Here is a 26000-nt window from a genome sequence, read left to right on the forward strand (position 1 = left end):
CTCGGGTTCACCATAGAGATAACTGCGCCATCCCCGCAGACCCACCGTCGCCTTGATGGGCCGGATCGAGCGCCCGCTCCCGCTCGATCCGGCCCAAGGCGACAGTGGCTCCGCAGAGATGGCTTGAGAGGATCTTCGGGCGCGCGCCTTATTTGGTCTTCAACTATCTCGGCGGTGTGGGGGCAGCGCCCCCACGGACAGGTGCCGGGGAAAGCGGCTTCGGGGGTTGTGGACCCGGGCGGCGGCGCAGACTAAGACGGACCGTGGATCAGGAGTTGGGCGGAGCGATGGACCGGAGCCTCAGATGGATCGAACTCAGGATGGAGGCGCTGGCGCGGGCCCGGCCTTTCATGCCGATGCTGTTCGTGGCGGTGCTGGCCGTGGTGCTGTTCCTGCCTGGCTTCTTCACGATGCCGCCCGTCGACCGGGACGAGGCGCGGTTCGCCCAGGCCTCGCGCCAGATGGTGGAGACGGGCGATCTGATCGACATCCGGCTGGGTGACGACACGCGCTACAAGAAGCCGATCGGGATCTACTGGTTGCAGAGCGCTGCCGTCGCCGTTTGTGGCCCGGAGTGCCGCGAGGAGATCTGGGCCTACCGGATCCCGTCGCTGATCGGCGCCGTGGCGGCGGTGCTTCTGACCTACCTGATCGGGCTGTCGCTGATGGGGGCGGGCTCGGCCATGGTTGCGGCGATCCTGATGGCGAGTTGTTTTGTCCTGGGGGCCGAGGCGCGGCTGGCCAAGACCGACGCCGTGCTGCTGGCGGCGATCCTGAGCGCGCAGGCCGTGCTGGCGCGGCTGTGGATGCGACCGGGAGAGGCGCTGCCGGCCTGGCTGGCCTACGGGTTCTGGATTGCGCTGGCAGTGGCCACGCTGGTCAAGGGACCGATCGCGGCGCTGGTCGTGGGAACGACCGTGCTGGGCCTTGCGGTGAGGGCGCGCGCGTTCGGCTGGCTGCGCGCGCTGCGGCCGGGGCGCGGGGCGGTGGTGTTCCTGGCGCTCGTGGTACCGTGGTTCGTGCTGATCACGCTGCGCGCCGGTAACGCGTTCTGGGACGAGGCGCTGGGCCGGGACCTTATCGCGAAGATCGGCGAAGGGCAGGAGAACCACGGCGCGCCGCCGGGCACCTATCTTGCGGCTGTCTGGGCCACGTTCTGGCCGGCTTCGATCTTCCTGCCGTTCGGGATCGCGGCGTCGTGGAAAGGCTGGCGCCTGCGGCCGGTCTGGTTCTGCCTTGTCTGGATCCTGCCGACATGGATCGTGTTCGAACTGGTGGCGACCAAGCTCATTCACTACGTGCTGCCGGTCTTTGCCGGGTTGGCGGTGATGTCAGCCTCGGGCTGGCTGGCGCGGCCCGAGGGGCGGCCGGGGACGGCGTTCCGGATCTTTCTCGGGTTTATGCTGGGACTGGCCGTCGTCCTTCTTGCGGTGCCGGCCTATGTCACATTCGAGGGCGGGCAATGGCCGGGGGCCTACTGGATTGCCGGAGTGGTGATCATGGCGGTGTCCGGCACGGGCCTGTGGCGGTCGGTGGGGCAGGGGCGCCGCTTCGCGCCTGCCTTGTGCGGCGCGGGTCTGGCCGTCGGCCTGTCGCTGGCCTTCTATGAACAATTGTCCCGGGTCGGGTTCCTGTGGCCGTCGGTGCCGCTGGCGGCGATGCAGGATGGCGCGGCGCTGTGTGGCGATGACCCGCTGCGGCTGATGGTGGGATACGAGGAGCCGTCGCTCCTGTTCCTCACCGATGACACGGGCGCCGATGTGGGGCCCGAAGCCGCAGCCCAGGCCGTGGCGCAGGCGGACTGCGCGTTCGTCATGGTCGAGAAACGGCTGGACGACAGGTTCCACGCGGCGCTGACGCGGGACGCCGAGGTGTTGGGCACCGTGACAGGCATGAATATCGGCAATGGCCGGGAGATCGCGGTGACGGGGTACCTGTTCCGGTAGCCGCATCGCGCGCGGGCCGGTCCACCCGCCCTCCCACCGGGTGGAAACACGGGGGTTTCCACCCTTCCGACCCGCGCGCGATGCTGGGCCAGGTTCGGTGACGACGGAGGGCTGCTCGGCTCGGGTTCACCACAGAGATGAGCGCGCCATCCCTGCAAATCCACCACCGCCTTGTTGGGCCTGATCGACCGCGGCGCCCCCATCAAGGGCAAGCCGCGCATCCGCGCGGGCCTGCGGCCCCTTGACGGGAGCACCGCGCCCGCTCCTACCGGCCCAAGGCGATGGTGGCTCCGCAGCGATGGCTTGAGAGGATCTTCGGGCGCGCGCCTTCTTTGGTCTTCAAATACCTCGGGGGTGTGGGGGCAGCGCCCCCACGACCGGAACGCTTCAGACCGAGGTGCAGATGTATTTCAGTTCCAGGTAGTCCTCGATCCCGTGATGGCTGCCTTCGCGACCGAGACCCGATTGCTTCACCCCGCCGAAGGGGCCGAGTTCCGTCGAGATCAGCCCGGTGTTCACGCCGACGATGCCGTATTCCAGCGCTTCCTGAACGCGGGTCACGCGGCCCAGATCACGGGCGTAGAAATAGGACGCGAGGCCGAAGATCGTGTCGTTGGCATAGCCCACGGCCTCTTCTTCCGTCGAGAAGCGGAAGAGTGGGGCGAGGGGACCGAAGGTTTCCTCCCGCGCGACCTTCATGTCCTGTGTGACGCCGGTCACAACCGTCGGTTCGAAGAAGGTGCCGCCCAGTGCGTGGCGCTTGCCACCGGTCAGGACGGTGCCGCCGTGCGCGGTGACGTCGGCCAAGTGCTCTTCGACCTTGTCGACCGCGGCGTCGTTGATCAGGGGACCGGTGGTCACGCCGTCTTCCAGACCGTCGCCGACCTTCAGTTTGCCGACGGCTTCCGCCAGCTTTTCGGCGAAGGCATCGTAGACACCGTCCTGCACGTAGATCCGGTTGGCGCAGACGCAGGTCTGGCCGTTGTTGCGGAACTTGCAGATGATCGCGCCTTCGACCGCCGCGTCCAGATCGGCGTCGTCGAAGACGATGAAGGGCGCGTTGCCGCCAAGCTCCATCGAGCATTTCAGGACCTGGTCGGCCGCCTGCCGCAGCAGGATGCGGCCCACCTCGGTCGAGCCGGTGAAGGTCAGCTTGCGCACCTTCGGGTTCTCGCAGAACTCCTTGCCGATCTCGGACGAGCCCGAGGACGGCACCACGTTGAACACACCCGCCGGGATGCCCGCGCGTTCGGCCAGCACGCCCAGCACGATCGCCGACAGGGGCGTTTCCGCCGCGGGGCGGGCGACGAAGCTGCACCCGGCGGCCAGCGCCGGCGCGGCCTTGCGGGTGATCATGGCGTTGGGGAAGTTCCACGGCGTGATCGAGGCCGCCACGCCGATCGGCTGCTTCAGCACCGTGATACGCTTGTCGCGCTGGTGGCCGGGAATGGTCTCGCCATAGATGCGCTTGGCTTCCTCACCGAAGAATTCCACGAAGGAGGCACCGTAGGCGATTTCGCCCACCGCTTCGGCCACCGGCTTGCCCTGTTCGGCGGTCAGGATCAGGCCAAGATCGTCCTTGTTCTCGATCATCAGGTCGAACCAGCGGCGCAGGATCGCGGCGCGTTCCTTGCCGGTATGGGCGGCCCATTCCTTTTGCGCGTCGTAGGCCTGCGCGATAGCGTCGGCCACCTGTGCGCGGGTCAGGTCGGCCACGTTGGCCACGACATCGCCGCGGGCAGGGTTGGTGACGGCGAAGGTGCCATTGTCGCCGTCGATCCACTGGCCGCCGACATAGGCCTGCGTTACCAGAAGCGACGGATCCTTGAGGAGCGACTTGAGGTCGGTGGGTGCATCGAGCATGGGGGCAGTCCTTTCGCGGAATTCGTTCGCCGTCAGAATTCAGATGAGGCAAGGTTTGTCCAGATGGGTACCACGGGTGACACAGTGGAAAACTTGAACGAGGCCTATGCCAACGGGGCCTTCATTCCAAGCGCCGAAGAGTTCCCGCCGCGCTGGGAGGCCGAGGCCGCGGCATTTCGCGAGGGCCTTGGTGCCCGGGCACGGCCTGATCTTCCCTACGGGAGGGGAACGCGCGAACGGTACGATCTGTTCCTGCCGGAGGGCGCGGCGTTGGGCACCGTGATCTTCGTGCATGGTGGCTACTGGCAGGCCTTCGACAAGTCCAGCTGGTCGCATCTGGCGGCCGGTCCTCTCGCGCGCGGATGGGCCGTGGCGATGCCGTCCTACGACCTGTGCCCGGGCGTGCGGATCGCCGATATCACGCGGCAGATCGCGCAGGCGGTGGCGGCCATCGCCGCGGAACGGCCCGGCACACTGGCGCTGACGGGGCATTCTGCGGGGGGGCACCTTGTGGCCCGGATGCGTGACCGTGCGCTGGTGGCCGAAGATACTGCCCGGCGGATCGCGCATATCATGCCGATCTCGCCGCTGGGCGACCTGCGTCCCCTGATGCAGACCGACATGAATGCCGATTTCCGGCTGAATGTGGCGGAGGCCGAAGCTGAAAGCCCGATCCTGACGGCCGATCTGCACGACGTCGCGGTCACGGTCTGGGTGGGCGCCGAGGAACGGCCCGGTTTTCTGGATCAGGCGCAATGGCTGGCCGATGCGTGGCGAGTGGAGCAGGTCGTGGCCTCGGGCAAGCACCATTTCGATGTGATCGACGATCTGGCCGATCCTGAAAGCCTGATGGTCCGCCGCCTGACAGGGCGCTAGCGCAGTCCGACCAGCGCGTCGGCCAGCAGGTCCCAGATCCGGCGGATGCGGGGCGTCTGGCGCATCGCCTCGGGCGCGGTCAGCCAGACGGGGAGGGGCGATAGTTCGATCCCCAGGTCCAGTTCCTCGACCAGCGGATCGGCAAGGGCCACGCCGCGCTGGGAAAAGCCCACGCCGCAACCTGCGCGCACCAATTGCCAATAGGCCGACTGGTTGTCGCAGCGCAGCTTGAAATCCTCGCGCGTCACCGGAAAGCCGTGGGCGTTCATCGCCTGCACGATGAGGTCGCTTCGATCATAGCCGATCAGGTCATGATCCCGCAGGTCCTCCGCGCGAATGGGTCGGCCGCGACGTTCGAGGTAGGATCGCGCGGCAAAGATTCCCAGATCCAGGTCCGCGACATGGCGGGTGACAAGGCCGCCGTGCGTGGGCCGGTACATGCGCACGGCGATGTCGGCCTCGCGGAACAGCAGGTTCTCGCTGGTGTCGGACGCGGCGAGCTCCAGCTGGATCAAGGGCTCGGCCCTGCGGATGTCGGCCAGGATCGCCGGCATCAGGAAATGGGCCATGAAGATGCTGGTAGCGATGCGCACGGTGCCTTCCAGCCGTTGCGACTGTCCGGCGGCGGTCAGGTGCAGGGCCTGCATCGCCTCGCGCATGGACTGGGCGTGGGGCAGCAACGCCTCGCCTTCCGGGCTGGGCCGCAGCCCGCGGGCATGGCGTTCGAAAAGCTGGGTGCCAAGCGCATCTTCCAGTGCGCGCACCTGTCGGCCCAGCGTCGGCTGGCTTTGCCTCAACGCGCGGGCGGCGGCTGACAGCGAACCGGTCTCGGCCACGGCAAGGAAGGCTCGAACCAGCGACCAATCGGCAAGGGAAGCGCGGGTATCCATTCATGAATGAATATCAGATCGTTGGATTTTGGCAATATTCGGTACGCTTGTGAATGGATATCCCGGGGGTCAGACGCCAATCCACGCACAGGAGCATGTCATGGCTGACGACAAGAAATCGACGGGAACGGTTCTCATCCTCGGCGCGACGGGCCGGTTCGGACGTAACGCGGCCGAGGCCTTCCGGGCCGCGGGCTGGACGGTGAAGGCCTTCGACCGCGCGAAGGACGATCTTGAACAGGCGGCGCGGGGGGCGGACGTGATCGTCAACGCGTGGAACCCGACCTATGACAAGTGGGCGGCCGAACTGCCCGGGTTGACGGCCCGCGTGATCGAGGCCGCGAAGGCCGCGGGTGCCACGGCGATCATTCCGGGCAATGTCTATGTCTTCGGCGAACAGACGCCTGCGCCCTGGTCCGAGTTCACGCCGCACGCCGCGCGGAACCCGATGGGCCGGCTGCGGATCGAGATGGAGGATGCCTATCGCCGGTCCGGCGTACGCACGATCATCCTGCGGGCCGGGGATTTCCTGGATACCGAGGCCTCGGGCAACTGGTTCGACAAGATCATGGCGCCGAAGCTGGCAAAGGGGCGCTTCACCTATCCCGGCCCGACCGACCGGATGCACGCCTGGGCCTATTTGCCCGACGTCGCCCGCGCGGCCGTTCTGCTGGCCGAAAAGCGTTTCGATCTGCCGGTGTTCACCGATGTGCAGTTCGAAGGCTATTCCCTTACGGGAGCCCAGCTGTTCGCCGCCGTCCAGCGCGCGACGCCCGGTCCGGTGCGGCTGGTGTCGTTCCCGTGGTTCGCCGTCAGGATCGCCGGTATCGTGAACCCGATGATGCGGCGGATTGCCGAGATGTCCTATCTCTGGCGCACCCCGCACCGGCTGGACGGCACGCTCTTCCGGCAACTGGCGCCCGATTTCCGGGAAACCCCGCTGGACGAGGCCATCGCGACGGCCGTGGCGTTCACTGGCGTGCGTCATGCGCATACGTCCGACCGACCGCAGAATGTCGAAGGCGTTTCCACCGCGTGACGTTCCGCCTCCCGGTTTGAACGTCGTAGGGTGTGTGCTCTGCACGCACCTTCGCCCGCTTGACCCGGGTGCGGTGCGTGCAAAGCACACACCCTATGGAAGGTTACAGCGCTGCCGGCCGGCCCACCTGCCCGCGATGCAGCAGCAGGTGATCCAGCAGCACGCAGGCCATCATCGCCTCGCCCACCGGGACGGCGCGGATGCCGACGCAGGGATCGTGCCGGCCCTTGGTGACAATCTCGTGCGGCTGGCCGTCGCGCGTGATGGTCTTGCGCGGCGTCAGGATCGACGAGGTCGGCTTCACCGCGAAGCGCACCACGATGTCCTGCCCGGTGCTGATGCCCCCAAGGACACCGCCCGCATGGTTAGAGCTGTAGACCGGGTTGCCATCGTTTCCGGGAAAGATCTCGTCCGCATTCTCCGCACCGGTCAGGGCGGCGGAGGCGAAGCCCGCACCGATCTCCACGCCCTTCACGGCGTTGATCGTCATCATCGCCATCGCCAGGTCGCTGTCGAGCTTGCCGTAGATCGGCGCCCCGAGGCCCGCGGGCGCGCCGGAGGCCACGATCTCGATCACCGCACCCACGGAATTGCCGTCCTTGCGCAGCGCGTCGAGCGTACCGGCCCAGCGATCCGCCGTCGCTGCATCGGGGCACCAGAACGGGTTCTGGTCGATCTGGTCCGCGTCATAGGTGCTCCGGTCGATCTTGTCGGCGCCCATCTGGACCATGGCGCCCTTGATGCGCAGACCCGGCGCCAGGTCGGCCAGCGCGGCACGCGCCAGGCCCCCAGCGGCTACACGCGCCGCGGTTTCACGGGCGGACGACCGTCCGCCACCACGGTAATCGCGCAGGCCGTATTTCTGGACATAGGTTATGTCGGCATGGCCGGGGCGGAACGTGTCCTTGATCTCGGAATAGTCCTTCGACCGCTGGTCGGTGTTCTCGATCATCAGCTGGATCGGCGTGCCGGTGGTCACGCCTTCGAAGGTGCCGGACAGGATCTTCACCGCATCGGGCTCGCGCCTTTGCGTGGTGTACTTGTTCTGCCCGGGGCGGCGCTTGTCGAGCCATTGCTGCAGATCCGCCTCGGACACCGCCACGCCCGGCGGGCAGCCGTCGACGGTCGCGCCAAGCGCAGGCCCGTGGCTTTCGCCCCAGGTGGTGACGCGGAAGAGATGTCCGAATGTGTTGAACGACATGGGAACGCCCCTCCTCGCGGCGGTTTCAGGTTCGTGCCGATCTATCCGCGCAGCCCCGGGCTCTCAAGCGGTTTCGAGTTGCATGGGCTTCTGCCATCCCATAGCGTCGGGGCGAAACCTCGGGGTGCCCCACAGGGCTGAGATGCGCATTTGCGAACCCGTTGAACCTGAACCGGCTTGTACCGGCGGAGGGAAGGTCAGACGGCTCCGCGCCACCTTTGCCTTTCGCCGCAAAAGGAGGATGCGATGAGACATCTTGTAATTGCAGCGCTTTTCACGACCACGGCCCTGGCGCCCGCGTTTGCGCAGGACGCGAAACCCGAACTGACGGTCTACACCTACGACAGCTTCGTGTCCGACTGGGGCCCCGGCCCCGTCATCGAGGAGGCGTTCGAGGAAACCTGCAACTGCGATCTGAACTTCGTGAGTGCGGGCGACGGCGCGGCGCTTTTGTCCCGCCTGAGGCTGGAAGGGGAGCGGAGCGAGGCGGATATCGTCCTTGGCCTTGACACTAACCTGATGGCGGCGGCCGCGGAGACCGGGCTTTTCGCACCCAGCGGCGTGTCGGCCGAGTACGACATGCCGATCGAATGGACGGACGAGACCTTCATTCCCTTCGACTGGGGTTTCTTCGCCTTCGTCCACGACAAGGACATGACCTTCCCGGCGGATTTCGAGGCACTGGGCGCAAGCGACGTGTCGCTGGTGATCCAGGATCCGCGCTCGTCGACGCCGGGGCTGGGACTGCTGCTGTGGATCCAGACCGCCTATGGCGAACGGGCGGGCGAGATCTGGGAAGGCCTGTCCGACAACATCGTCACCGTGACGCCCGGCTGGTCCGAAGCCTATGGCCTGTTCCTGAACGGGGAGGCCGACGCGGTACTGTCCTACACGACATCGCCCGCCTACCACGTCATTGCCGAGGACGATGACAGCAAGACATCGGCCGCGATGGCGGAAGGCAATTACCTGCAGATCGAGGTCGCCGCGAAACTGGCCGCGACCGATCAGCCGGATCTTGCGGATCAATTCCTCGAATTCATGGTCACGAATGGCTTCCAGTCGGCCATTCCGACGACGAACTGGATGTACCCGTCGGTGATGCCCGATGACGGTCTGCCCGACGGGTTCGAAGGGCTGGTCACGCCGGACAAGGCGCTGCTGATCGCCCCCGCGGACGTGCCGGGGATGCGCAAGGAAGCGCTGGACACATGGCAAGCCGCGCTCAACCGGTAAGCGCGGGTCCGGGATGGGTTGCGGCGGCGGCGATCTTCGCGGTCGTCGCCGCCTGCCTTTCGGCGGTGGCGTTTCGCGCCGTGGGCGAAACCGGCAGCCCGCCCGGCCCGGCAGACTGGTCGGCCCTGCGCTTCACGGTCTGGCAGGCCACCCTGTCGGCTGTGTTCAGCGTTGCCCTTGCGATCCCGGTGGCTCGGGCTTTGGCCCGGCGGGAGTTTCCGGGCCGCCGCGCGCTGATCGTGCTTCTGGGTGCGCCCTTCATCCTGCCGGTGATCGTCGCCGTGCTAGCCTTGCTGACGGTCTTTGGCCGCGGCGGATGGGTCAGCGCGGGGCTGGGCCTTCTGGGCCTGCCACCGCTGTCGATCTACGGGCTCCACGGCGTCGTACTGGCCCATGTCTTCTTCAACCTGCCGCTGGCCACGCGCCTGCTGCTGCAAGGCTGGCAGGAAATCCCGCCCGAACGCTTCCGACTGGCGGCGCAACTTGGCGCAGGCCCGCGCGACGTGCATCGCCTGCTGGAACGCCCCATGCTGCGAGACACCGTTCCGGGCGCGCTGGCATTGGTCTTCGCCGTCTGCCTGACAAGTTTCGCCGTCGCGCTGACGTTGGGCGGCGGCCCGCGCGCCACGACCGTGGAACTGGCGATCTACCAGGCGGTGCGGTTCGAATTCGACCTGTCGAAAGCGGCCTTTCTGTCGGTGCTGCAACTGGGCCTTGGCGTCGCGGCCGTGGCGCTGGCCCTGACATTCGCCGCGCCGACCGGCTTCGGCGGCGGCCTTGGCCGCGCGCCCGAACGCTGGGACCGCGCGGGCGGCCTGGCGAAGGCACTGGACTTTCTTGCCATCGGGCTGGCTGCCCTGTTCCTGCTTGTGCCGCTGACGGCGATCCTGACAGCGGGCGTGACGGGACTCGCCTACCTTGAAGCGCCCGTCTGGGTGGCCGCGGGCACGTCGGTCGCGGTCGCGCTGGCGAGCACAGTACTTTTTCTTGCATTGGCCATTCCGATCACGCTGGCGGCGGCGAGCAGCCAACCCTGGACCGAAACGGCGGGGCTGCCGGGGTTGGTGGCGTCTCCGCTGGTGATCGGGACGGGACTGTTCCTGATCCTGTACCCGTTCATCGACCCGGGGCGTGCGGCGCTGGCGGTGACGGTTCTGGCGAACGCTCTGGCCGCTTTGCCCTTCGGGTTGCGGGTGCTGGTCCCCGCCGCGCGGGCCGAGATCGCGCGGAGCGGGCGTCTGGCGCTGAGCCTCGACATGGCCGGGCGGACCTACCTGGCCCGGGTGCTGCTGCCGCAACTCCGCGGGCCGCTGGGTTTTGCCGCGGGGATTGCGGCGGCGCTGTCGATGGGGGATCTGGGGGTCATCGCGCTCTTTGCCGATCCCGACCGGGCGACGCTGCCCTTGGCGATCCTGCGGCTGATGGGGGCCTACCGGATGGAGCAGGCGGCAGGGGCGGCGCTTCTGCTGACGGTGCTGTCGCTGGCCCTGTTCTGGCTGCTGGATCGGGGAGGACGCGGACGTGCTGCAATTTGAGGGCGTGACGATCCGGAACGGGGATTACCTTCTGGACGCCGATATCGCCGTGGCAGACCGGGGCATCGTGGGTGTGATCGGCGCGTCCGGTTCCGGCAAGTCGACCCTGCTGGAAGCCGTGGCGGGGTTCCTGCCGCTGGACCGGGGCCGGATTCTGTGGCGGGGCGAGGATATCTCGGGCCGGGATCCGGGCAAGCGACCCGTGGCGATGCTGTTCCAGGACGGCAACCTGTTCCCGCATCTTAGCGTGACGCAGAACGTGGGCCTTGGCCGCCGTGCGGACCTGCGGCTGGGGGCCGAGGACAAGCGGGCCGTGGCCCATGCGCTGGAACGGGTCGGGCTGGGCGATCTGGGCGCCCGCCGTCCGGGCGAACTGTCGGGCGGGCAGCGAAGCCGGGCGGCGCTGGCGCGGGTGCTGGTGCAGGGGCGGCCCCTGTTCCTGTTGGACGAACCCTTCGCGGCGCTGGGGCCGGCCCTGAAGGCCGAGATGCTGGATCTGGTGGCTGAGCTGGCGGCAGAGCAGGAGGCGCTGGTGCTGATGGTGACGCACGATCCGGGCGATGCGGTGCGGATCGCGGATCATGTGGTGCTGGTGGACGGGGCCCGGGCCCTGGCGCCGGTTGCGACGGGGGCGTTGCTTGAAGCGCCGTCTGAGGCATTGAAAGAGTACCTCGGGGACTGGTCCCTGTAGGGATTTGCGCCGCGTTCCGCGTCGCCCGGGCGGGGGGCTGCCGCCCCCCGCACCCCCCGCTTCGCAAGGGGCATTGCCCCCTGCACCCCCGCAGGTAATGTGGCGCCGATAGATGGAGGGCGGGATGCATCCCAATCCGGTTTTCAAGACGGCGGGCGATGAACNGAGGGCGGGATGCATCCCAATCCGGTTTTCAAGACGGCGGGCGATGAACGGAACCTTGGCTTCGCCTTGGCGCGTGGCTTTGGCATGCTGGCTGTGTCGGACCCGCGGGGCGGGCCGCCGTTGCTGTCTCATATCCCGTTTTCAATGAGCGAGGATGGCGCCGCACTTGAGTTGCATCTGGTCCGGTCGAACCCGATCGCTAGGGCGGTGACCGGGACCTGTCCCGCCCGGATCGCGGTCAGCGGGCCGGAGGGCTACATCTCGCCCGACTGGTACGGCATGCCGGATCAGGTGCCGACGTGGAACTATGTTGCAGTCCATGTCGACGGGGTGCTGGAACGGATGGAGGACGGCGCCCTGCGTGGCGTGATCGACCGCCTGTCCGCCGTGTTCGAAAACCGGCTGGCGCCGAAGACACCGTGGACGCTGGAGAAGACCGACCCGGAGATCACGGAAAAGCTGATGCGGATGATCGTGCCCTACCGGTTGACGATCACGGGCCTCGACGGGACATGGAAGCTGTCGCAGAACAAGGCTGATGCGGCCCGCATTGGCGCGGCCGACGGCGCGGAAGAGACCGGGGCCGGGGAGCTGGCCGCGCTGATGCGCGACCTGCCGGTGTGACGGCTCAGGCCGCCTGCCCCATCGCGACGACCTTGCGGAAGGCAGGGCGGGCGCGCAGGGACTTCACGTGGCCCAGGATCTTGTCGCTTTCGATCTCGAACTGGATGCTGCGGGCCCAGGCCGCGCAATGCGCCAGGATGATGTCCGGCACGGTGAAGATCTCGCCCGCGATATAGGGGCCTTCGAACTGCGCCTCGATCTGCCGGATGCTTTTCGCGAATTCGAACTGCAGGCTGGGCACCACAGAGGGCACGCGCTTGTCTTCCGGCAGGATCGCCGTCATCCGGCTTGCCGTCCACAGGCAGGCATCCAGTTCGTCCAGCAGCTTGTGGGTGATCCCGTCCTGCCTGGCGCGCTCGACCGTGCCGGCGGGATAGGTGACGGCATCGTGCTTGTCCGCAAGGTAGGTCATGATCGCGGTCGAATCGGTCAGCACCGTGCCGTCATCCAGCGACATCGCGGGCAGCTTGCCCGCGGGGTTCACGGCCAGGATTTCCGGGCTTTGCGGGCTGGCGGGTACATGGGTGTAGTCGAGCCCGATCTCTTCCAGGCACCACAGGACGCGCATCGCGCGCGTGAAGACGTTGCCATAGACGGTGTACATTCAGGGTCCTCTCCCGTTGGGGTTTCGGGCAAGGTGCCGACCCGGGCCCAAAGGTCAAGTCAGACGCGGCGTTGGCCCAGCATCGCCAGACGGATCAGCGCCCGTTCCACCAGCGCCATGGCCGGCGCCGTGGCCCCGGCCGAACGCAGGGCAAGGTCGGTTTCCGTCAGCACCGTCAGCGCGGTTTCCAGCTTTGGCGCGCCCCAGTCGCTGGCCTGCCGGGTGATCCGGTCGCGCCGCGGTCCGAAGACCGGGGGGCGCAGCCGTTGCACGCCGGACCGGGGGCCGCCCGGGTCCGAGGCCACGGTGTAAAGCGTCCGGAAATGCCGGGTGGCGCCGATGCACAGGCCCACGGGCTGCGTGCCCTGCGCCTGCAGGCGGCTGAGAATCGGCCCGATTTCCGCCACTTTCGCATCGGCCACCACGTTGAACAGATCGTCGAGCACGGCGTCCGATGTCTGTGGCGCGCAGGCGTCGATATCGTCGGGCGACACGGGCGTGACATCGCCATGCTTGTAAAGCGCCAGTTTCTCGGACACCTGCGCGAACGCGCCCGGGCCGATCTCGGCCGCCAGTGTCTCCAGCAGCGCCAGCGCGTCATTGGGCACCGATTGCACGCCGGCGGCGGTCAGGATGCGCTCGATCTCGGCGCGCGAGGGCGGATCGTCGTAGATCGCGGCAGTCAGGACATTGGGGTGCGATTCGAAAAGTTTGCGAAGCTTCGACGTGGCCTTCAGCGTCCCGGCGGTGATGATCAGGCGGGCGTCGTCGGGCGTCCAGTCGTCCAGCGCGGTTTCCACGGCGGGGGCGATGGCATCGCCGGCCTCTTCGACGAAGATGGCGCGCAGGCCGGGGAAGAAGCCGGTGGCCTTCAGCCCGTCCAGCAGCGCTGCCGGATCCTTGCGCAGATCGGCACCGGACAGGCGCGTGAGGCGCATCTCCTCTTCCGCGCCGGGGCCCAGAAGGGCGGCCAGAACCTGCTGGCGTTTCAGCGCGATGCGCATCCCGTCGGCGCCGTAGATCAGCAGCCCGGCCTTGGCCTTGTCTGGCCTGGCGCAGTACGAATCGACGTCGCGGGCGGAGAGTTTCATGAGCCGAGGTCGGCCGTGGCCTGAAGCCGCCCGACGAGCCTGTCGGCCATCAGCTCCATCAGGCGGGCCTGTGCATCGCGTTCGGCGGCGAAGGTTTCGACCGTGGTGCCGGTGGCCGAATAGCCGGTGAAGCTTTCGATCCGGCCGCCGGCCAGCACCTCGCCGGGTTGTCCGATGGGGTGGAGGTTATAGTCCAGCGTGCCGATCACGCTGTAGCGCGTGGTTTCGTTGTTGGGGGTGACCGCCTGGCCCTCCTGGACGATCGTCAATTCGAAATCCAGACGGTAAAGCGGCGTGTCGGGCTGGCCCAGCCGGAATTCCAGCGCCTCGACCAGCAGGAAACTTTCGACGCTGCCGGGGCCTTCGACCAGCACCTTGTTGCGCAGCGCGCTGCCGGTGCCGCCGGGGCCGTAGACGGGTTCGAACCCGCAGGCGGCCAGGGCCAGCGGCAGCGCCAGAAGCGCGCGGCGTGATGGGGCGCTACACCACCACATTCACGATCCGTCCGGGCACGACGATGACCTTCTTGGGCGTGGCACCGTCAAGGCTTTTCTGTACCGCGTCGGTGGCCATCGCGATGGCCTCGACCTCGGCCTTGTCGGCCTCGCGCGGGACGTGGATTTCGGCGCGGCGCTTGCCGTTGATCTGGACGGGCATCGTGATCGTATCCTCGATTAGCATGGATTCGTCGGCCTTGGGCCAGGGCGCCTGTGCGACAAGACCTTCGGCCCCCAGCCACGGCGCGCGGGAAACGACCCCTTCGGCGCCCAGCATGGCCCAAAGCTCCTCGCTCAGGTGCGGGGTCATGGGCGACATCAGCTGGACCAGCGCCTTGACCGCCTGCAGCTTGGCATCGCGCCCGGCCTTCGACCGGGAAATCGTGTGCGTGAAGGCATAGAGCTTGGCGATGGCGGCATTGAAGCCGAAGCTTTCGATGCCGCCGGTGACATCGTGGATCGCCTTGTGCATCTCGCGCAGGAGCGCGTCGTCATCCTCGCCGGGGCCGTCTTCCATCGCCATGGTGTCGGTCGCCAGCCGGTAGACGCGGGCGAGGTGCCGATGCGCGGCCTCGGCGCCCGATGCCGTCCATTCCACATCGCGTTCCGGCGGGCTGTCGGACAGCACGAACCAGCGCGCGGTGTCGGCGCCGAAGGCCTCCACGATGCTGACCGGATCGACGACGTTCTTCTTCGATTTCGACATCTTGGCCGACGGTACGACTTCGACCTCCTGCCCGCCGTCTTTCAGGACGGTCTTGCCGTCCTTCACTTCCACGTCTTCGGGCAGGTGATAGACGGGGCGGCCACGGTCATCGTGGGTCTGGTAGATTTCGTGCGTGACCATGCCCTGCGTGAACAGGGCATTGAACGGCTCGTCGCATTTCGCGGGCAGATGACCGGTCGCCTGCATCGCGCGCGAGAAGAAGCGCGAATAGAGCAGGTGCAGAATCGCATGTTCGACCCCGCCGATATACTGGTCGACATTCATCCAGTAATCGGCATCGGCCATGTCGGTGGGCGTTTCGGCGCGGGGCGCAGTGAACCGTGCGAAGTACCACGACGAATCGACGAAGGTATCCATCGTGTCGGTTTCGCGTTTGCCCGGCTTGCCGCAGGACGGGCAGGGCACGTCGCGCCATGTCGGGTGACGGTCCAGCGGGTTGCCCGGGACCGTGAAGTCGATGGGTTTGCCGCCTTCGTCATAGGGCAGGGTGACCGGCAGGTTTTCCTTCTTCTCGGGCACCACGCCGCAGTCTTCACAGTGAACCACGGGAATCGGGCAGCCCCAGTAGCGCTGGCGGCTAAGCCCCCAGTCGCGCAGGCGGAATTGTACCTTGCCGGTGCCCAGCCCCCTGGCTTCGGCCCAGTCGATCGTGGCGTCGATGGCTTCCTGCCCGGTGGCCACCTCAACGCCTGCGGGCTGATCGACCCAGCGGACCTTTTCTGTTTTCGGCGGCACGAAAGCCTCGGTTCCGACAGCCGTATCGTCATCCATCGCGAAGAAGGTGTCGATGACCGGCAGATCGTATTTCCGCGCGAAATCGAGGTCGCGCTGGTCATGCGCCGGGCAGCCGAAGATGGCGCCGGTGCCGTAGTCCATCAGCACGAAGTTCGCGACCCAGATGGGCAGCGTTTCGCCTTCATGCAGCGGGTGCTTCACCGTCAGCCCGGTGTCATAGCCCTGCTTTTCCGCCTTCTCCAGTTCCGCTTCCGACGTGCCGGACTTGCGGCATTCGGCGTTGAAGGCCGCGAGCTTTGCGTCGTCCTTCTCCAGCGCCTTGGCCAGCGGGTGGTCGTTGGCGATGGCGATGAAACTGGCGCCCAGCAGCGTGTCGGGGCGGGTGGTATAGACCTCGATCCCGTCCAGCCCGTGGGCCGGTTCGGACATCGGGAACACCATCTGCAGGCCGCGGCTCTTGCCGATCCAGTTCTCCTGCATCAGGCGTACCTTGGCAGGCCAGTCATCAAGCGTGCCGAGCGCCTCCAGCAGTTCTTCCGCCATCGACGATATCTTGAAGAACCATTGCGTCAGCTCGCGCCGTTCCACTTCGGCGCCGGACCGCCAGCCCTTGCCGTCGATCACCTGTTCGTTGGCCAGAACGGTCATGTCGACCGGATCCCAGTTCACGACGGCGTTCTTGCGGTAGACGAGGCCCTTTTCCATGAAGTCGAGGAACAGCGCCTGCTGCTGACCATAATATTCCGGATCGCAGGTGGCGAATTCGCGCGACCAGTCGATGGACAGGCCCAGGGGCTTCATCTGCGCGCGCATGTCGGCAATGTTGCCGTAGGTCCAGTCCTTGGGGTGGCCGCCCGATGCCATCGCGGCGTTTTCGGCCGGCATCCCGAAGGCGTCCCAGCCCATCGGGTGCAGCACGCTGAACCCGGCGGAGGCCTTGTAGCGCGCGATCACGTCGCCCATCGTGTAGTTGCGCACGTGGCCCATGTGGATGCGCCCCGACGGATAGGGGAACATCTCCAGCACATAATACTTCGCCTTGCTCTCGTCGCGGCGCGCGCGGAACAGGTCGGCCGCGTCCCAGGCTTCTTGCCATTTCGCTTCGATCGCGCCGGCATCGTAGACGGCGGTCGGCGTATTGGTCTGGGTATCCTCGGGCATGGGCGTGGGCGATCCTTCGAAACTGGGCCTTCAAAACAGGTATGGGCCGGACCTGTGCAGGTCCGGGCCTGGCGACCTCATAAAAGGATTGAGACGCGGTGACCAGAGCCCAGCCGGGCCCGGGCCCACGTCAGAACTTGTCGTCGGAGATCCGGAGCTGTCGCGCGCGCGACAGGATCGCGTCTTCCACCGCGCGGGTGGTGGCCGGGCTGACCGGACCGCCCTGCGTCTGCAAGGACACGCTGAGAGACCGGGCCGTCAGCGACGGATCCTTGATATGGACGGTCGCGCGGTACGATCTGCCGCCGCCGGGCGGCCGGCCATAGCCGGTGACGATCAGGCCGGTGAACGGATCGACCGTCTGGATCGGCAGGAAATTCAGCACATCCAGCGATGCAGTCCACAGATATCGGTTCACCTGAACCTGCTGGCTGCTGGTATCGGGGCCGAAGATATCGAAGATCGACGTCCCTTCGGACATTTGTTCACTTGGAGCAGTAATTGACGGAGTTGCCGGTTCCGCGGCACTGCCATCGGCATTCCGGTTGCCACATGCAGCAAGAGACAGGGCCATTGCTGCGAGCAGACCTGCAATGCTCCAAGGACGGGCGCGGAGCTTCATCGGGTCACACCTTGGTTTTATTGACGTTTCGCGTGATTACCGAACACGGAGACTCACCGCAAGGTCAATAGATATACTGTGGGAGACCCGGCCGAATTTGCGCGGGGAATCGTCGTGTTGTACGGTGCCGCAAGGGCAGGCAGGGGCGGGACGGGCCGGGACGGTGCCCCCAGCGTCATAAGACTGTGGCATTGCTGCACCAAAATCCGCGGCATTGCCGATGCACCGGCGCCAGCACTTGCCCCAGCGCCCCTAAAAAGCGAAACCGCTTTCATACCCACGCCGGATTCACTGGCTTGGGCGTGTGAATGAAACCCGAGGGGAAAACCATGAAAAAGGTTCTGATCCTGACCACCGCACTCGTCGCGACCGCTTCGGTTGCAGCTGCGGATGTCCGCTTCAGCGGTTATGGCCGTTTCGGCCTGGACTATAACAGCGAAAATGACGAAGGCGTCGGCGGCAATGGTGTTCGTACCACCAACCTGACCAGCCGTCTGCGTCTGCAGGTGGACATGTCCACCGAAACCGACGGCGGCGTGGGCTTCAACGCTCGCTTCCGTGCTCAGGCCGACAGCCGTAACAACCGTCCCGGCCGGTCGTTCACCGACCCGTCCGGCGTTACGCGGATCCTGTCCGGTGGCGCAGAATTCAACGGCGCACGCTTCGGTGTGACCTACGGTGGCCTGACGGTCAACGTCGGCAACATCATCGGCGCAGTTGAAAACATGCCCGGCCTGTACCTGCCGACGACTTCGGCCGGCACCGGTGTCGACGGCTCGAGCTTCCAGTCGGTTGTTCTGAACTCCGCTGGCGACCAGTTCTCGTGGGACGCATATTCGTCCGGCGGCATTGGCGCGAACGGCCTTGAAGCCCTGTACGCAGTCGGTGGCTTCACCGGTCACCTGTCGTACTCGCAGACCAACGTTTCGGCACCTGGCGCGAACGACGCACAGACCAACGTCGGCCTGATGCTGACCTACACGTTCGGCGACTGGACCGTGTCGGCAGCGCGTCAGCAATCTTCGCTGGACGGCGGCACCGCCAACCCGGAAGAGCTGACCGCAGCGTCGATCTACGGCGACATCGGCATGTTCGGCGTCGGCTTCGCAGTTGGCGACAACGACGGCACCTACAAGTACACCCTGCGCGGTTCGGTTGACGTCGGCCCGTCCGGCACGCTGCTGGCATGGGTTTCGCAGGAAGACGACACCACGATCGCTGGTACGGACTTCGGCGGCACCTCCTACGGCATCAACTACGAGTATGACCTGGGCGGCGGCGTGACCCTGATCGCGGGCGCAGCGAACTACCCGTCGACCGGCGGTGCACCGACCGGCACCGACATCGACGACGTGACGCGCGCTCAGACCGGTGTTCGCTTCAACTTCTAAGTTGACGCACACGGTTTGACAGATTTGGGCAGGCCCTCGGGCCTGCCCTTTTCTTTTCCGGCGGAATGTTGTTTCCCTTCGGCCTACGCGCAGCGGGAGGAACCTCATGTCCGTGGACGAGATCGAAGAACGTATTGCCAAGGCCGCAACCGATGCCGGGCGGGATCCGGGTTCGGTCACGCTGATCGCGGTGTCCAAGCAACAGCCGCTCGACCGGGTCGAGGCGGTGCTGGATGAAGGCTATCGGATCTTCGGTGAAAACCGCGTTCAGGAGGCAGCCGGCAAATGGCCCGACTTCCGGGCGCGCTATGACGGCATCAAGCTTCACATCATCGGCCCGTTGCAGACCAACAAGGCCCGGCAGGCGATGGAAATGGCCGACGCGATCCATTCCGTCGACCGACCCAAGCTGGCCAACACGCTTGCCCGCCTCGCGCAGGAGATCGGCACCTGCCCGGAGCTGTTCATCCAGGTGAACACGGGCGAGGAAGAGCAGAAGGCCGGCGTGCTTCCGGCCGACACCGATTTCTTCATCGAGACGTGCCGCGGGCTCGACCTGCCGATCCGAGGCCTGATGTGCATCCCGCCGGTGGAGGAAGAGCCGTCGCTTCATTTCGCGCTGCTGGCCAAGATCGCCGAACGCAACGGCCTTGGCGGCCTGTCCATGGGGATGAGCGGCGATTTCGAGAAGGCGGTGAGCTTTGGCGCCACCCATGTGCGCGTGGGATCTGCCATTTTCGGGGACCGGGACTACCCGGCGAAGGGCTAGACGATCACGCGGGTCCGGCCGGGCACGATTCTTTCGGTGATCCACAGCAGATCTTCCGGCGAAAAGGCGATGCAGCCTTCGGTCGGATGGACGGGCTTGCGCCAGCGGTGCAGGAAGATGGCCGAGCCGTTGCCCGGTTCGGGCTCCACGAAGTTCCAGTCGGTGACCAGCACGACATCGTAAAGCGGATCGGCCCGCCGCAGGCGTTCGTGGCTGTAACCATGGGGCGCGCGGACGATACGGTTGTAATCGGGATCGCGCGGATCGTCGGACCAAAGGTCGCTGACGCCGATCGCGCAGGCCTCCGGGTGGGGCGCGGGCAGGCGATCGGGCCGGTAGAGGATGCCGATGATGCGCCAGATGCCCGCGGGCGTGGCCCCGTCGCCTTCGCGCTTGTCGGCGCGGACGCCACCGCGGCCGATGCTGCAGGGGAACGTCCAGCCCTGAAAGCGCAGGCCCGAAGGCGTCAGGACCAGATCCTCCGGCGTCAAAACAGGTGGCCCGACTTGGCGGCCTTGGTTTCAAGATAGGCGCGGTTGTGTTCGGTATGGCCGGCGATCAGCGGCACGCGTTCGGTGACCGTTATGCCTTCCTTTTCCAGCATTGCCACCTTGGCCGGGTTGTTCGTCAGCAGCCGCGCCTGGCTGAAGCCCAGCTTGCGCAGCAATTCCGCGCCGATGCGGAAATCGCGCTCGTCATCCTCGAACCCCAGCCTGTGGTTGGCCTCGACCGTGTCGAAGCCCTGATCCTGCAGCGCATAGGCCCGCATCTTGTTCGCAAGCCCGATGCCCCGGCCTTCCTGGTTCAGGTACAAAAGCACACCGTTGCCTTCCGACCCCATCTGCGCCATCGCGCCGCGCAATTGCGGGCCGCAATCGCATTTCAGGCTGCCCAGAAGGTCGCCCGTGAAACAGGCGGAATGGACCCGCGCCAGCACCGGCTGGTCGCGGTCGGGGCGGCCGATCTCGACCGCGTAATGTTCCTCCCCGCCATCTGCGGGGCGGAAGACATGCAGGCGCCCGGCCTCGGACACGGCAAGCGGCAGGCGGGCGTGGACCACGGGTTCAAGGTTGAGCGGACCCAGGGTCAAGCGCACGGCATCGTCCTGATCGACGCGGGTGATGGTCTGAGGCACCAGCGCGGCGGCCGCGGGCTCCAGCGGGGCGACGATGGCCGCGGGCAGAAGCTGGGCCGACTTCGCGATCTGGATCGCCGTGCGGTGCAGATCGGCCGAGCCTTCGCGCAGGCTGAGAAGCGGGCCCTTCATCGGCGTGGTCAGGTCGCCCGCCGGATCGGCGACGGACCGGATCCACGCGAAATCGGCATCGGCTGGAAGCTGGATGCGCGCCAGGTCGCCATCGTAGGCGCGGGCCTTCAGCGTTTCCGCCCGCCGCGCGGTGATGGCCAGCGCGACCGCCCCCGACAGGGCACGGAACAGGTCCAGCCGGCCCGGCGTCAGCGTCTCGGCCGCGGCTACAAGAACCGCCCGGCCTGCCCGGTTTATCACGATGGGCATGCCCATCCGCAGATCGCCGCGCGCACGCGCCAGAACCTCGGCCGCGTCGGGGGCGAGGGTGCGGGCAGCTTCGGCCGGTCCGGTATCGCTGTTGCTCATGGCTCTCATCTAGGGTCTTCGAGGGAAATTGTGAAACATTTCACTGCGTCAGCACACGTCGCCGTGAGACCGGTGCAGCACTTCTTGCCGCGGCATGGTCACTGCCACATCTTCACAGACAATCACAGGAGTTAAAAGATGGCCCAGATCAAGAACATCCTTCTCGTGGACGACGATGACGACCTGCGCGACGCGTTGAGCGAACAGCTGGTCATGACCGAGGATTTCGATGTCTTCGAAGCCGCCGACGGCGCCCAGGCATTGGACCGCACGAAGGAGAAGCTTTACGATCTGATCATCCTCGACGTGGGCCTGCCGGACACCGACGGGCGCGAGCTGTGCCGCCTGATGCGCAAGCAGGGCGTGAAGGCGCCCGTGATGATGCTGACCGGGCAGGACAGCGATGCCGACACGATCCTTGGCCTCGATGCGGGCGCCAACGATTACGTCACCAAGCCGTTCAAGTTCCCGGTCCTGCTGGCCCGCATCCGCGCCCAGCTGCGCCAGCACGAACAGTCGGAAGATGCCGTCTTTACCCTTGGGCCCTACACGTTCAAGCCGGCGATGAAGCTGCTGGTCACCGAAGACGACCGTAAGATCCGGCTGACGGAGAAGGAAACCAACATCCTGAAGTTCCTCTACCGCGCAACCGATGGCGTTGTGGCCCGCGAGGTGCTGCTGCACGAGGTCTGGGGCTACAATGCCGGGGTCACGACCCACACGCTGGAAACCCATATCTACCGCCTACGCCAGAAGATCGAACCCGATCCGTCGAACGCGCGTCTGCTGGTGACGGAATCAGGTGGCTACAGGCTGGTTGCCTGAGTCGATTTGTCCGGTTTGCGTTGGTTGACGGTTGTCAATTTTAACGTTAATAAATTTATAATAGTACACGCATCCCGTGCATGTCCGGGGCCTGACATGCGCTCCCTGTTGGACTGGCCGGGCCATTGGCCCGGCCTTTTTTGTGCTTTACAGCCCGCACGGACCCAATGATTGCCCTTTGTCACGGTCATTGCTAGCTTTCCGGCAGGCACCGCCCTGACAGGCGATGGCTGCTGCGATACCCGGCACCGCCCGGCCAAAGGCACCATCGCGATCCACGACAGAAAAGGGCCATTGCCATGCCCCATACCCCCCTGAAACTGGGCCGCATCACCGCGACCGTGCCGGTGAGCGATATCGAACGGGCCTGTGCCGTCTACCGCGATGTCTTCGGCTTCGAGAAGATATTCGAAAACGGCGATCCGACGGGTTTCGTAATCCTGAAGAAAGACGATGCCGAACTGCACCTGACACTGCACCCCGGTCACAAGGGCGCCCGGTTCAACGTCGCGCACATGATGGTGTCGAACGCGGCCGAAGCCCATGCCCGCTGCCTGTCCCATGGGCTGCGCATCATCAAGAGCCTGCAGGACAAGGAATATGGTCTGAAGGCCTTCGTCTTCGCGGACCCGGACGGCAACCGTATCGACGTGGGCCAGCAGATCTGACACGGCCGGAGCCGGTGCAGTTGCGCCGGCTTCAGTCGCCCAGCTTGGCGTGGACCTCGTCGAGGTCGATCTCGCCGATGGGCATCTTGTTGGCGGGGTTTTCGAAATCGTAATTGAACGCGTCGAAATCGCGTTTGTAGATCTCGTACATCAGGTGCATCGACAGGTCGTCGAAATAGTCCTCCACCGGATGCGCGCGCTTGGGTCCGTGGCCTTCGCTTTCGTTGAACCGCGGGATCTGGGCCAGGTCTATGGGATGGGTGGTTTCGACATTGTCGAGCACCTGCTGCATCCCGGCGTTGAAGTCCTCGGTCCAGAAGATGTTCTTGTACCGTCCGCCGTTGACGATGAACGTCGACACGTGGCCCGACATGGCGGACCAGTGGATGTCCGGGTCCATCGGGCGGCGCCAGCGGATGGTGTCGCGGGCGAACAGCAGGAAGCGGCGGAACGACTGGATCTGGTCGAACTCCTCCTTGCCGTCTTCGCCGCCGACCTCGATCCCGTACTTGTAGATCAGCATCGGAACAAGGTTGCCGCGATACCGCTTCCCGTTGCGCTGGATGCCGCAGATCTTGTCGAAGAACGACGACAGGATGCGCGTGTACGGATTGCGCACGCAGGTGAAGGCATAGATCTGCTGCTGTTGGACGTTGCGGGTGATCAGGTCCTGGCTTTCGGTGACCGACCACTTGTGCACGCCTTCGCGGGCATCGTGGATATCACCGTCGAAGAACCGGCCGTGATCGGAATAGTACATGATCTGACCGATGGTCGAACATGCGCATTTCGGAACGACCCGATAGACCATGCTTTCGGATTCGGTCATCCACGTTCCGGGAAAACCCATCGTGCTCTGCCTCCTGGCCCCGTGCCATCATATTGCTTTCAGGGTGCCGAAGCCAAAGAGAAATCAAATTTATCAGGTTTCTTCAATCGGCAATCACACCTATCTTTGCGTTCGCGCGGAACATTTGACAAATACCGGGGATCCAGGTGCCGAAGATCGCTTACATCCTGTTGTGCCACAAGGAACCGGAAGCGATCATCCAGCAGGCCCTGCGTCTGACCGCGGTGGGCGACTACATGTCGATCCATTTCGATGCCCGGGCAAAGCCCGAACATTACCAGATGCTGCGCCGCGCGCTGGACGGCAATCCGAACGTGACCTTCGCGCACAAGCGCATCAGGTGCGGCTGGGGGGAGTGGTCGCTGGTTCAGGCGTCGCTCCATGCCGTGGAAAGCGCGGTTGCGGCATTTCCCCGTGCCACGCATTTCTACATGCTGTCGGGCGATTGCATGGCGGTGAAATCCGCCGAATACGCCCACAGCTTCCTTGACGCCCACGATGCCGACTTCATCGAAAGCTTCGACTTCTTCGAAAGCGACTGGATCAAGACCGGCCTGAAGGAAGAGCGGCTGATCTACCGCCACTGGTTCAACGAGCGCACGCAACCTTGGCTATTCTATACCGGCTACGACCTGCAGAAAAGGCTGAACCTCACGCGGGAGGTGCCCCATGACATCCAGGTCATGATCGGGTCGCAATGGTGGTGCCTGCGGCGGCGAACGGTCGAAACGATCCTGGAATTCACCCGCCAGCGGCGCGACGTGATGCGCTTCTTCCGCACCACGTGGATCCCGGACGAAACCTTCTTCCAGACGCTCGTCCGCCACCTTGTGCCCGAACGCGAGATCCAGTGCCGCACGCTGACCTTCCTGATGTTTTCCGACTACGGGATGCCCATCACCTTCTACAACGACCATTACGATCTGCTGGTGGGGCAGGATTTCCTGTTTGCCCGCAAGATCAGCCCCGAAGCGAACGAGCTTCGCGCCCGGCTGGGCCGGCTCTATTCGGCCGAAGACGTTGATTTCCAGGTCTCGAACGAAGGGCTGGACCTGTACAAGTTCCTGGCCGGGCAGGGCCGGGTCGGGCGCCGCTTTGGCGCGCGGTTCTGGGAGACGGAAGGTTCGCTGGGCCGCGATCGCGAGTTGATGATCGTGATCTGCAAGAAATGGCACGTGGCGAAACGGCTGCTCGCCCGCATCAAGCAGGTCACCAACGTGCCGGCGGTCGAATACCTGTTCAACGAGGAAACGACGCCGCTGCCGGATCTGGGCGGCATCCAGTCGACACTGGAAAAGCGTACCCGCCATCGCCGGGCCCTGATGCGGATGCTGTTCGACTACTATGAAACCGACCGGCTGATCATCTGCCTCGATCCCAGCGCCTTCGAGCTGCTGGAGGATTTCTGCAGCGACAGGTCGGTCACGCGGCTTCTGGACGTCCAGTGCGAGTTTTCCGACGAGTATCTGCTGGGCCATGCAAGGCGCGTGGGCCTGGCGGGCGAACAGACCAGCCCGGCAACGCTGGCCCGGATCCTGCCCACGATCCGCAACGACATCGCCCACGAGGCCGACCGCATCCGCGACGCCGATTTCTCCCGCTTCTCGCGGATCCGCCAGTCAGACAAGGCGGATGACATGGCCGAACGGCTCGTGGAATTCCTGACGATCTCGCCCGACGCGGCGATGGAGATCGCCGAGACCGAGCACCTGTTCGCCGAATAGCGGCCTCAGGTCCGCTGCCGGTCGCGCCAGTCGCGGAACTGGCGGCGCTTGTCGGTGAACCAGAAGCCGATATCGACGAACCAGTCCTCGATGCGTTCCAGCACCGGATCGATTCGCCGTTCGCGGAACCGCTGCCACCGGCGCCAGAGCGCGATCAGCGCCGCGCCGAAAAGCGCCAGGAAGATGATGTTGAACCAGTTGATGACCGTGTGATCGGGGGAGTCGACCTGCCAGACCTTGACCGCGTTTGGGAAGATCGAGCGCAGGTTGAACCGCCAGCCGTAGTAGCGGACCATCACCCATTTCGGTTCGGCCTGGGTCGAGACGAGCGATTGCGCCTTGGCCTGAAGGTCCGAGGCATTGAACTTCATGTAGGGCGGCCAGCCCCAGCCGGTGTCCTGGTTGCGATAGACGCGGGGTTTGCCATTGGGACGAATCGCGTTGATCATGTAGACGTCGGCGGTGTTGTCCTGGCTGACCTCACCCCCGGTCGATGTCGTGGACCAGAACCATGTGTTGCCTTCGAAGCTGACACGCTTGATGTCTGTCCCGGTGAGCTGCACCACGTCGTGCCGCGGCAGCGTGTACCATAGGAAGAGCGCGAGTGCGCCCCAGATGATCAGCGTGAACGCCCACTTGATGTAGAACATGCCCG

The 26000-nt window shown here is 65.6% G+C and carries 24 protein-coding genes and 1 riboswitch; of the genes, 12 read left to right on the forward strand and 12 right to left on the reverse strand.

All coding sequences use genetic code 11. From position 1 onward, the window contains the following. The first annotated feature begins 287 nt into the window (after window positions 1-287). Complete coding sequence (locus tag D4754_RS02460; protein WP_121061261.1) at window positions 288-1946, forward strand: ArnT family glycosyltransferase; 1659 nt, start codon at window positions 288-290, stop codon at window positions 1944-1946. A gap of 387 nt (window positions 1947-2333) precedes the next feature. On the opposite strand, the gene D4754_RS02465 is transcribed toward D4754_RS02460, so the two are convergent. Further along, entirely contained in the window at window positions 2334-3809 is a 1476-nt protein-coding gene (locus D4754_RS02465; protein WP_121061263.1) for an NAD-dependent succinate-semialdehyde dehydrogenase, read from the reverse strand. Window positions 3810-3872: 63 nt separating this feature from the next. Here D4754_RS02465 and D4754_RS02470 point away from each other — a divergent pair, with 63 nt between their 5' ends. Then, window positions 3873-4685: an alpha/beta hydrolase gene (locus D4754_RS02470; protein ID WP_121061265.1), complete on the forward strand. Its 813-nt coding sequence runs from the start codon at window positions 3873-3875 to the stop codon at window positions 4683-4685. Here the strand turns inward: D4754_RS02470 and D4754_RS02475 are convergent. Continuing rightward, window positions 4682-5575: a LysR family transcriptional regulator gene (locus D4754_RS02475; RefSeq protein ID WP_121061267.1), complete on the reverse strand. Its 894-nt coding sequence runs from the start codon at window positions 5573-5575 to the stop codon at window positions 4682-4684. The genes D4754_RS02470 and D4754_RS02475 overlap by 4 nt on opposite strands. Before the next feature lie 100 nt (window positions 5576-5675). Between D4754_RS02475 and D4754_RS02480 the strand changes: the two genes are divergently transcribed. Beyond that, on the forward strand, window positions 5676-6614 hold the full coding sequence (locus D4754_RS02480) for an NAD-dependent epimerase/dehydratase family protein (protein ID WP_121061269.1): 939 nt from the start codon (window positions 5676-5678) through the stop codon (window positions 6612-6614). A gap of 103 nt (window positions 6615-6717) precedes the next feature. Here D4754_RS02480 and aroC read toward each other — a convergent pair whose 3' ends face one another. Continuing rightward, the gene (aroC, locus tag D4754_RS02485; protein ID WP_121061271.1) at window positions 6718-7815 is read right to left on the reverse strand and encodes a chorismate synthase; all 1098 of its coding nucleotides are present in this window, start codon (window positions 7813-7815) and stop codon (window positions 6718-6720) included. A 110-nt stretch (window positions 7816-7925) separates the two neighbouring features. Further along, window positions 7926-8026: riboswitch (TPP riboswitch) on the forward strand. Between the two features lie 35 nt (window positions 8027-8061). Here aroC and thiB point away from each other — a divergent pair. From thiB to D4754_RS02505, 4 genes are all read left to right on the forward strand, one after another. Next, entirely contained in the window at window positions 8062-9051 is a 990-nt protein-coding gene (gene thiB / locus D4754_RS02490) for a thiamine ABC transporter substrate binding subunit (protein ID WP_121061273.1), read from the forward strand. Continuing rightward, window positions 9027-10586, forward strand: coding sequence for a thiamine/thiamine pyrophosphate ABC transporter permease ThiP (locus tag D4754_RS02495; RefSeq protein ID WP_121061275.1), 1560 nt, complete (start codon window positions 9027-9029; stop codon window positions 10584-10586). Before thiB ends, D4754_RS02495 begins: the two co-directional genes overlap by 25 nt. Next, window positions 10573-11277, forward strand: a complete 705-nt coding sequence (locus D4754_RS02500; RefSeq protein ID WP_205589564.1) for a thiamine ABC transporter ATP-binding protein — start codon at window positions 10573-10575, stop codon at window positions 11275-11277. Before D4754_RS02495 ends, D4754_RS02500 begins: the two co-directional genes overlap by 14 nt. Window positions 11278-11451: 174 nt before the next feature. Then, on the forward strand, window positions 11452-12066 hold the full coding sequence (locus tag D4754_RS02505; RefSeq protein ID WP_121061277.1) for an FMN-binding negative transcriptional regulator: 615 nt from the start codon (window positions 11452-11454) through the stop codon (window positions 12064-12066). A gap of 4 nt (window positions 12067-12070) precedes the next feature. On the opposite strand, the gene D4754_RS02510 is transcribed toward D4754_RS02505, so the two are convergent. The 5 genes from D4754_RS02510 to D4754_RS02530 all read right to left on the reverse strand — a co-directional run bounded on the left by D4754_RS02510 (window position 12071) and on the right by D4754_RS02530 (window position 17503). After that, window positions 12071-12670: a glutathione S-transferase family protein gene (locus tag D4754_RS02510; RefSeq protein ID WP_121061279.1), complete on the reverse strand. Its 600-nt coding sequence runs from the start codon at window positions 12668-12670 to the stop codon at window positions 12071-12073. 59 nt (window positions 12671-12729) lie between these two features. Continuing rightward, window positions 12730-13761, reverse strand: coding sequence for a DNA polymerase III subunit delta (holA, locus tag D4754_RS02515; RefSeq protein ID WP_121061281.1), 1032 nt, complete (start codon window positions 13759-13761; stop codon window positions 12730-12732). After that, window positions 13758-14255, reverse strand: a complete 498-nt coding sequence (lptE, locus tag D4754_RS02520; RefSeq protein ID WP_121061283.1) for an LPS assembly lipoprotein LptE — start codon at window positions 14253-14255, stop codon at window positions 13758-13760. The genes holA and lptE overlap by 4 nt, the downstream gene beginning before the upstream one ends. Beyond that, window positions 14242-16881, reverse strand: a complete 2640-nt coding sequence (gene leuS / locus D4754_RS02525) for a leucine--tRNA ligase (RefSeq protein WP_121061285.1) — start codon at window positions 16879-16881, stop codon at window positions 14242-14244. Before leuS ends, lptE begins: the two co-directional genes overlap by 14 nt. A gap of 130 nt (window positions 16882-17011) precedes the next feature. After that, on the reverse strand, window positions 17012-17503 hold the full coding sequence (locus D4754_RS02530; protein ID WP_205589565.1) for a DUF3576 domain-containing protein: 492 nt from the start codon (window positions 17501-17503) through the stop codon (window positions 17012-17014). 329 nt (window positions 17504-17832) lie between these two features. Here D4754_RS02530 and D4754_RS02535 point away from each other — a divergent pair, with 329 nt between their 5' ends. Both D4754_RS02535 and D4754_RS02540 read left to right on the forward strand, forming a co-directional pair. Continuing rightward, entirely contained in the window at window positions 17833-18894 is a 1062-nt protein-coding gene (locus tag D4754_RS02535; protein WP_240453722.1) for a porin, read from the forward strand. A 106-nt stretch (window positions 18895-19000) separates the two neighbouring features. Further along, the gene (locus D4754_RS02540) at window positions 19001-19663 is read left to right on the forward strand and encodes a YggS family pyridoxal phosphate-dependent enzyme (protein ID WP_121061292.1); all 663 of its coding nucleotides are present in this window, start codon (window positions 19001-19003) and stop codon (window positions 19661-19663) included. Here the strand turns inward: D4754_RS02540 and D4754_RS02545 are convergent. Then, a complete protein-coding gene (locus D4754_RS02545; protein ID WP_121061294.1) occupies window positions 19660-20154 on the reverse strand; it encodes a L,D-transpeptidase family protein in 495 nt (164 codons plus the stop codon). The two genes, D4754_RS02540 and D4754_RS02545, sit on opposite strands and share 4 nt — an antisense overlap. Beyond that, window positions 20151-21278 (reverse strand): GTP cyclohydrolase II, encoded by a 1128-nt coding sequence (gene ribA / locus D4754_RS02550; RefSeq protein ID WP_121061296.1) that lies wholly within the window; start codon window positions 21276-21278, stop codon window positions 20151-20153. The genes D4754_RS02545 and ribA overlap by 4 nt, the downstream gene beginning before the upstream one ends. 138 nt (window positions 21279-21416) lie before the next feature. Here ribA and D4754_RS02555 point away from each other — a divergent pair, with 138 nt between their 5' ends. Together D4754_RS02555 and D4754_RS02560 are read left to right on the forward strand one after the other, a co-directional pair. After that, window positions 21417-22103 carry a response regulator transcription factor gene (locus D4754_RS02555; RefSeq protein WP_121061298.1) on the forward strand — a complete coding sequence of 229 codons (687 nt, stop codon included), beginning with the start codon at window positions 21417-21419 and terminating at the stop codon, window positions 22101-22103. A gap of 299 nt (window positions 22104-22402) precedes the next feature. After that, a complete protein-coding gene (locus tag D4754_RS02560; RefSeq protein WP_121061300.1) occupies window positions 22403-22771 on the forward strand; it encodes a VOC family protein in 369 nt (122 codons plus the stop codon). Between the two features lie 31 nt (window positions 22772-22802). Here D4754_RS02560 and D4754_RS02565 read toward each other — a convergent pair whose 3' ends face one another. After that, entirely contained in the window at window positions 22803-23621 is an 819-nt protein-coding gene (locus tag D4754_RS02565; protein ID WP_121061303.1) for a sulfotransferase family protein, read from the reverse strand. A gap of 146 nt (window positions 23622-23767) precedes the next feature. Here D4754_RS02565 and D4754_RS02570 point away from each other — a divergent pair, with 146 nt between their 5' ends. Then, the gene (locus D4754_RS02570; RefSeq protein WP_121061305.1) at window positions 23768-25345 is read left to right on the forward strand and encodes a DUF5928 domain-containing protein; all 1578 of its coding nucleotides are present in this window, start codon (window positions 23768-23770) and stop codon (window positions 25343-25345) included. 5 nt (window positions 25346-25350) lie between these two features. Here D4754_RS02570 and D4754_RS02575 read toward each other — a convergent pair whose 3' ends face one another. Further along, entirely contained in the window at window positions 25351-25995 is a 645-nt protein-coding gene (locus tag D4754_RS02575; RefSeq protein WP_121061307.1) for a DUF1523 family protein, read from the reverse strand. Between the last annotated feature and the right edge of the window lie 5 nt (window positions 25996-26000).

Origin of the sequence: Chachezhania antarctica, assembly GCF_003646465.1 — a bacterium.
Taxonomy (GTDB): Bacteria; Pseudomonadota; Alphaproteobacteria; order Rhodobacterales; family Rhodobacteraceae; genus Chachezhania; species Chachezhania antarctica.

Coding starts and splice junctions, on each gene's coding strand:
- D4754_RS02460 (WP_121061261.1), top strand. CDS start 288: ATGGACCGGAGCCTCAGATGGATCGAACTCAGGATGGAGGCGCTGGCG.
- D4754_RS02465 (WP_121061263.1), bottom strand. CDS start 3,809: ATGCTCGATGCACCCACCGACCTCAAGTCGCTCCTCAAGGATCCGTCG.
- D4754_RS02470 (WP_121061265.1), top strand. CDS start 3,873: ATGGGTACCACGGGTGACACAGTGGAAAACTTGAACGAGGCCTATGCC.
- D4754_RS02475 (WP_121061267.1), bottom strand. CDS start 5,575: ATGGATACCCGCGCTTCCCTTGCCGATTGGTCGCTGGTTCGAGCCTTC.
- D4754_RS02480 (WP_121061269.1), top strand. CDS start 5,676: ATGGCTGACGACAAGAAATCGACGGGAACGGTTCTCATCCTCGGCGCG.
- aroC (WP_121061271.1), bottom strand. CDS start 7,815: ATGTCGTTCAACACATTCGGACATCTCTTCCGCGTCACCACCTGGGGC.
- thiB (WP_121061273.1), top strand. CDS start 8,062: ATGAGACATCTTGTAATTGCAGCGCTTTTCACGACCACGGCCCTGGCG.
- D4754_RS02495 (WP_121061275.1), top strand. CDS start 9,027: ATGGCAAGCCGCGCTCAACCGGTAAGCGCGGGTCCGGGATGGGTTGCG.
- D4754_RS02505 (WP_121061277.1), top strand. CDS start 11,452: ATGCATCCCAATCCGGTTTTCAAGACGGCGGGCGATGAACGGAACCTT.
- D4754_RS02510 (WP_121061279.1), bottom strand. CDS start 12,670: ATGTACACCGTCTATGGCAACGTCTTCACGCGCGCGATGCGCGTCCTG.
- holA (WP_121061281.1), bottom strand. CDS start 13,761: ATGAAACTCTCCGCCCGCGACGTCGATTCGTACTGCGCCAGGCCAGAC.
- lptE (WP_121061283.1), bottom strand. CDS start 14,255: ATGTGGTGGTGTAGCGCCCCATCACGCCGCGCGCTTCTGGCGCTGCCG.
- leuS (WP_121061285.1), bottom strand. CDS start 16,881: ATGCCCGAGGATACCCAGACCAATACGCCGACCGCCGTCTACGATGCC.
- D4754_RS02530 (WP_205589565.1), bottom strand. CDS start 17,503: ATGAAGCTCCGCGCCCGTCCTTGGAGCATTGCAGGTCTGCTCGCAGCA.
- D4754_RS02535 (WP_240453722.1), top strand. CDS start 17,833: ATGAAAAAGGTTCTGATCCTGACCACCGCACTCGTCGCGACCGCTTCG.
- D4754_RS02540 (WP_121061292.1), top strand. CDS start 19,001: ATGTCCGTGGACGAGATCGAAGAACGTATTGCCAAGGCCGCAACCGAT.
- ribA (WP_121061296.1), bottom strand. CDS start 21,278: ATGAGCAACAGCGATACCGGACCGGCCGAAGCTGCCCGCACCCTCGCC.
- D4754_RS02555 (WP_121061298.1), top strand. CDS start 21,417: ATGGCCCAGATCAAGAACATCCTTCTCGTGGACGACGATGACGACCTG.
- D4754_RS02560 (WP_121061300.1), top strand. CDS start 22,403: ATGCCCCATACCCCCCTGAAACTGGGCCGCATCACCGCGACCGTGCCG.
- D4754_RS02565 (WP_121061303.1), bottom strand. CDS start 23,621: ATGGGTTTTCCCGGAACGTGGATGACCGAATCCGAAAGCATGGTCTAT.
- D4754_RS02575 (WP_121061307.1), bottom strand. CDS start 25,995: ATGTTCTACATCAAGTGGGCGTTCACGCTGATCATCTGGGGCGCACTC.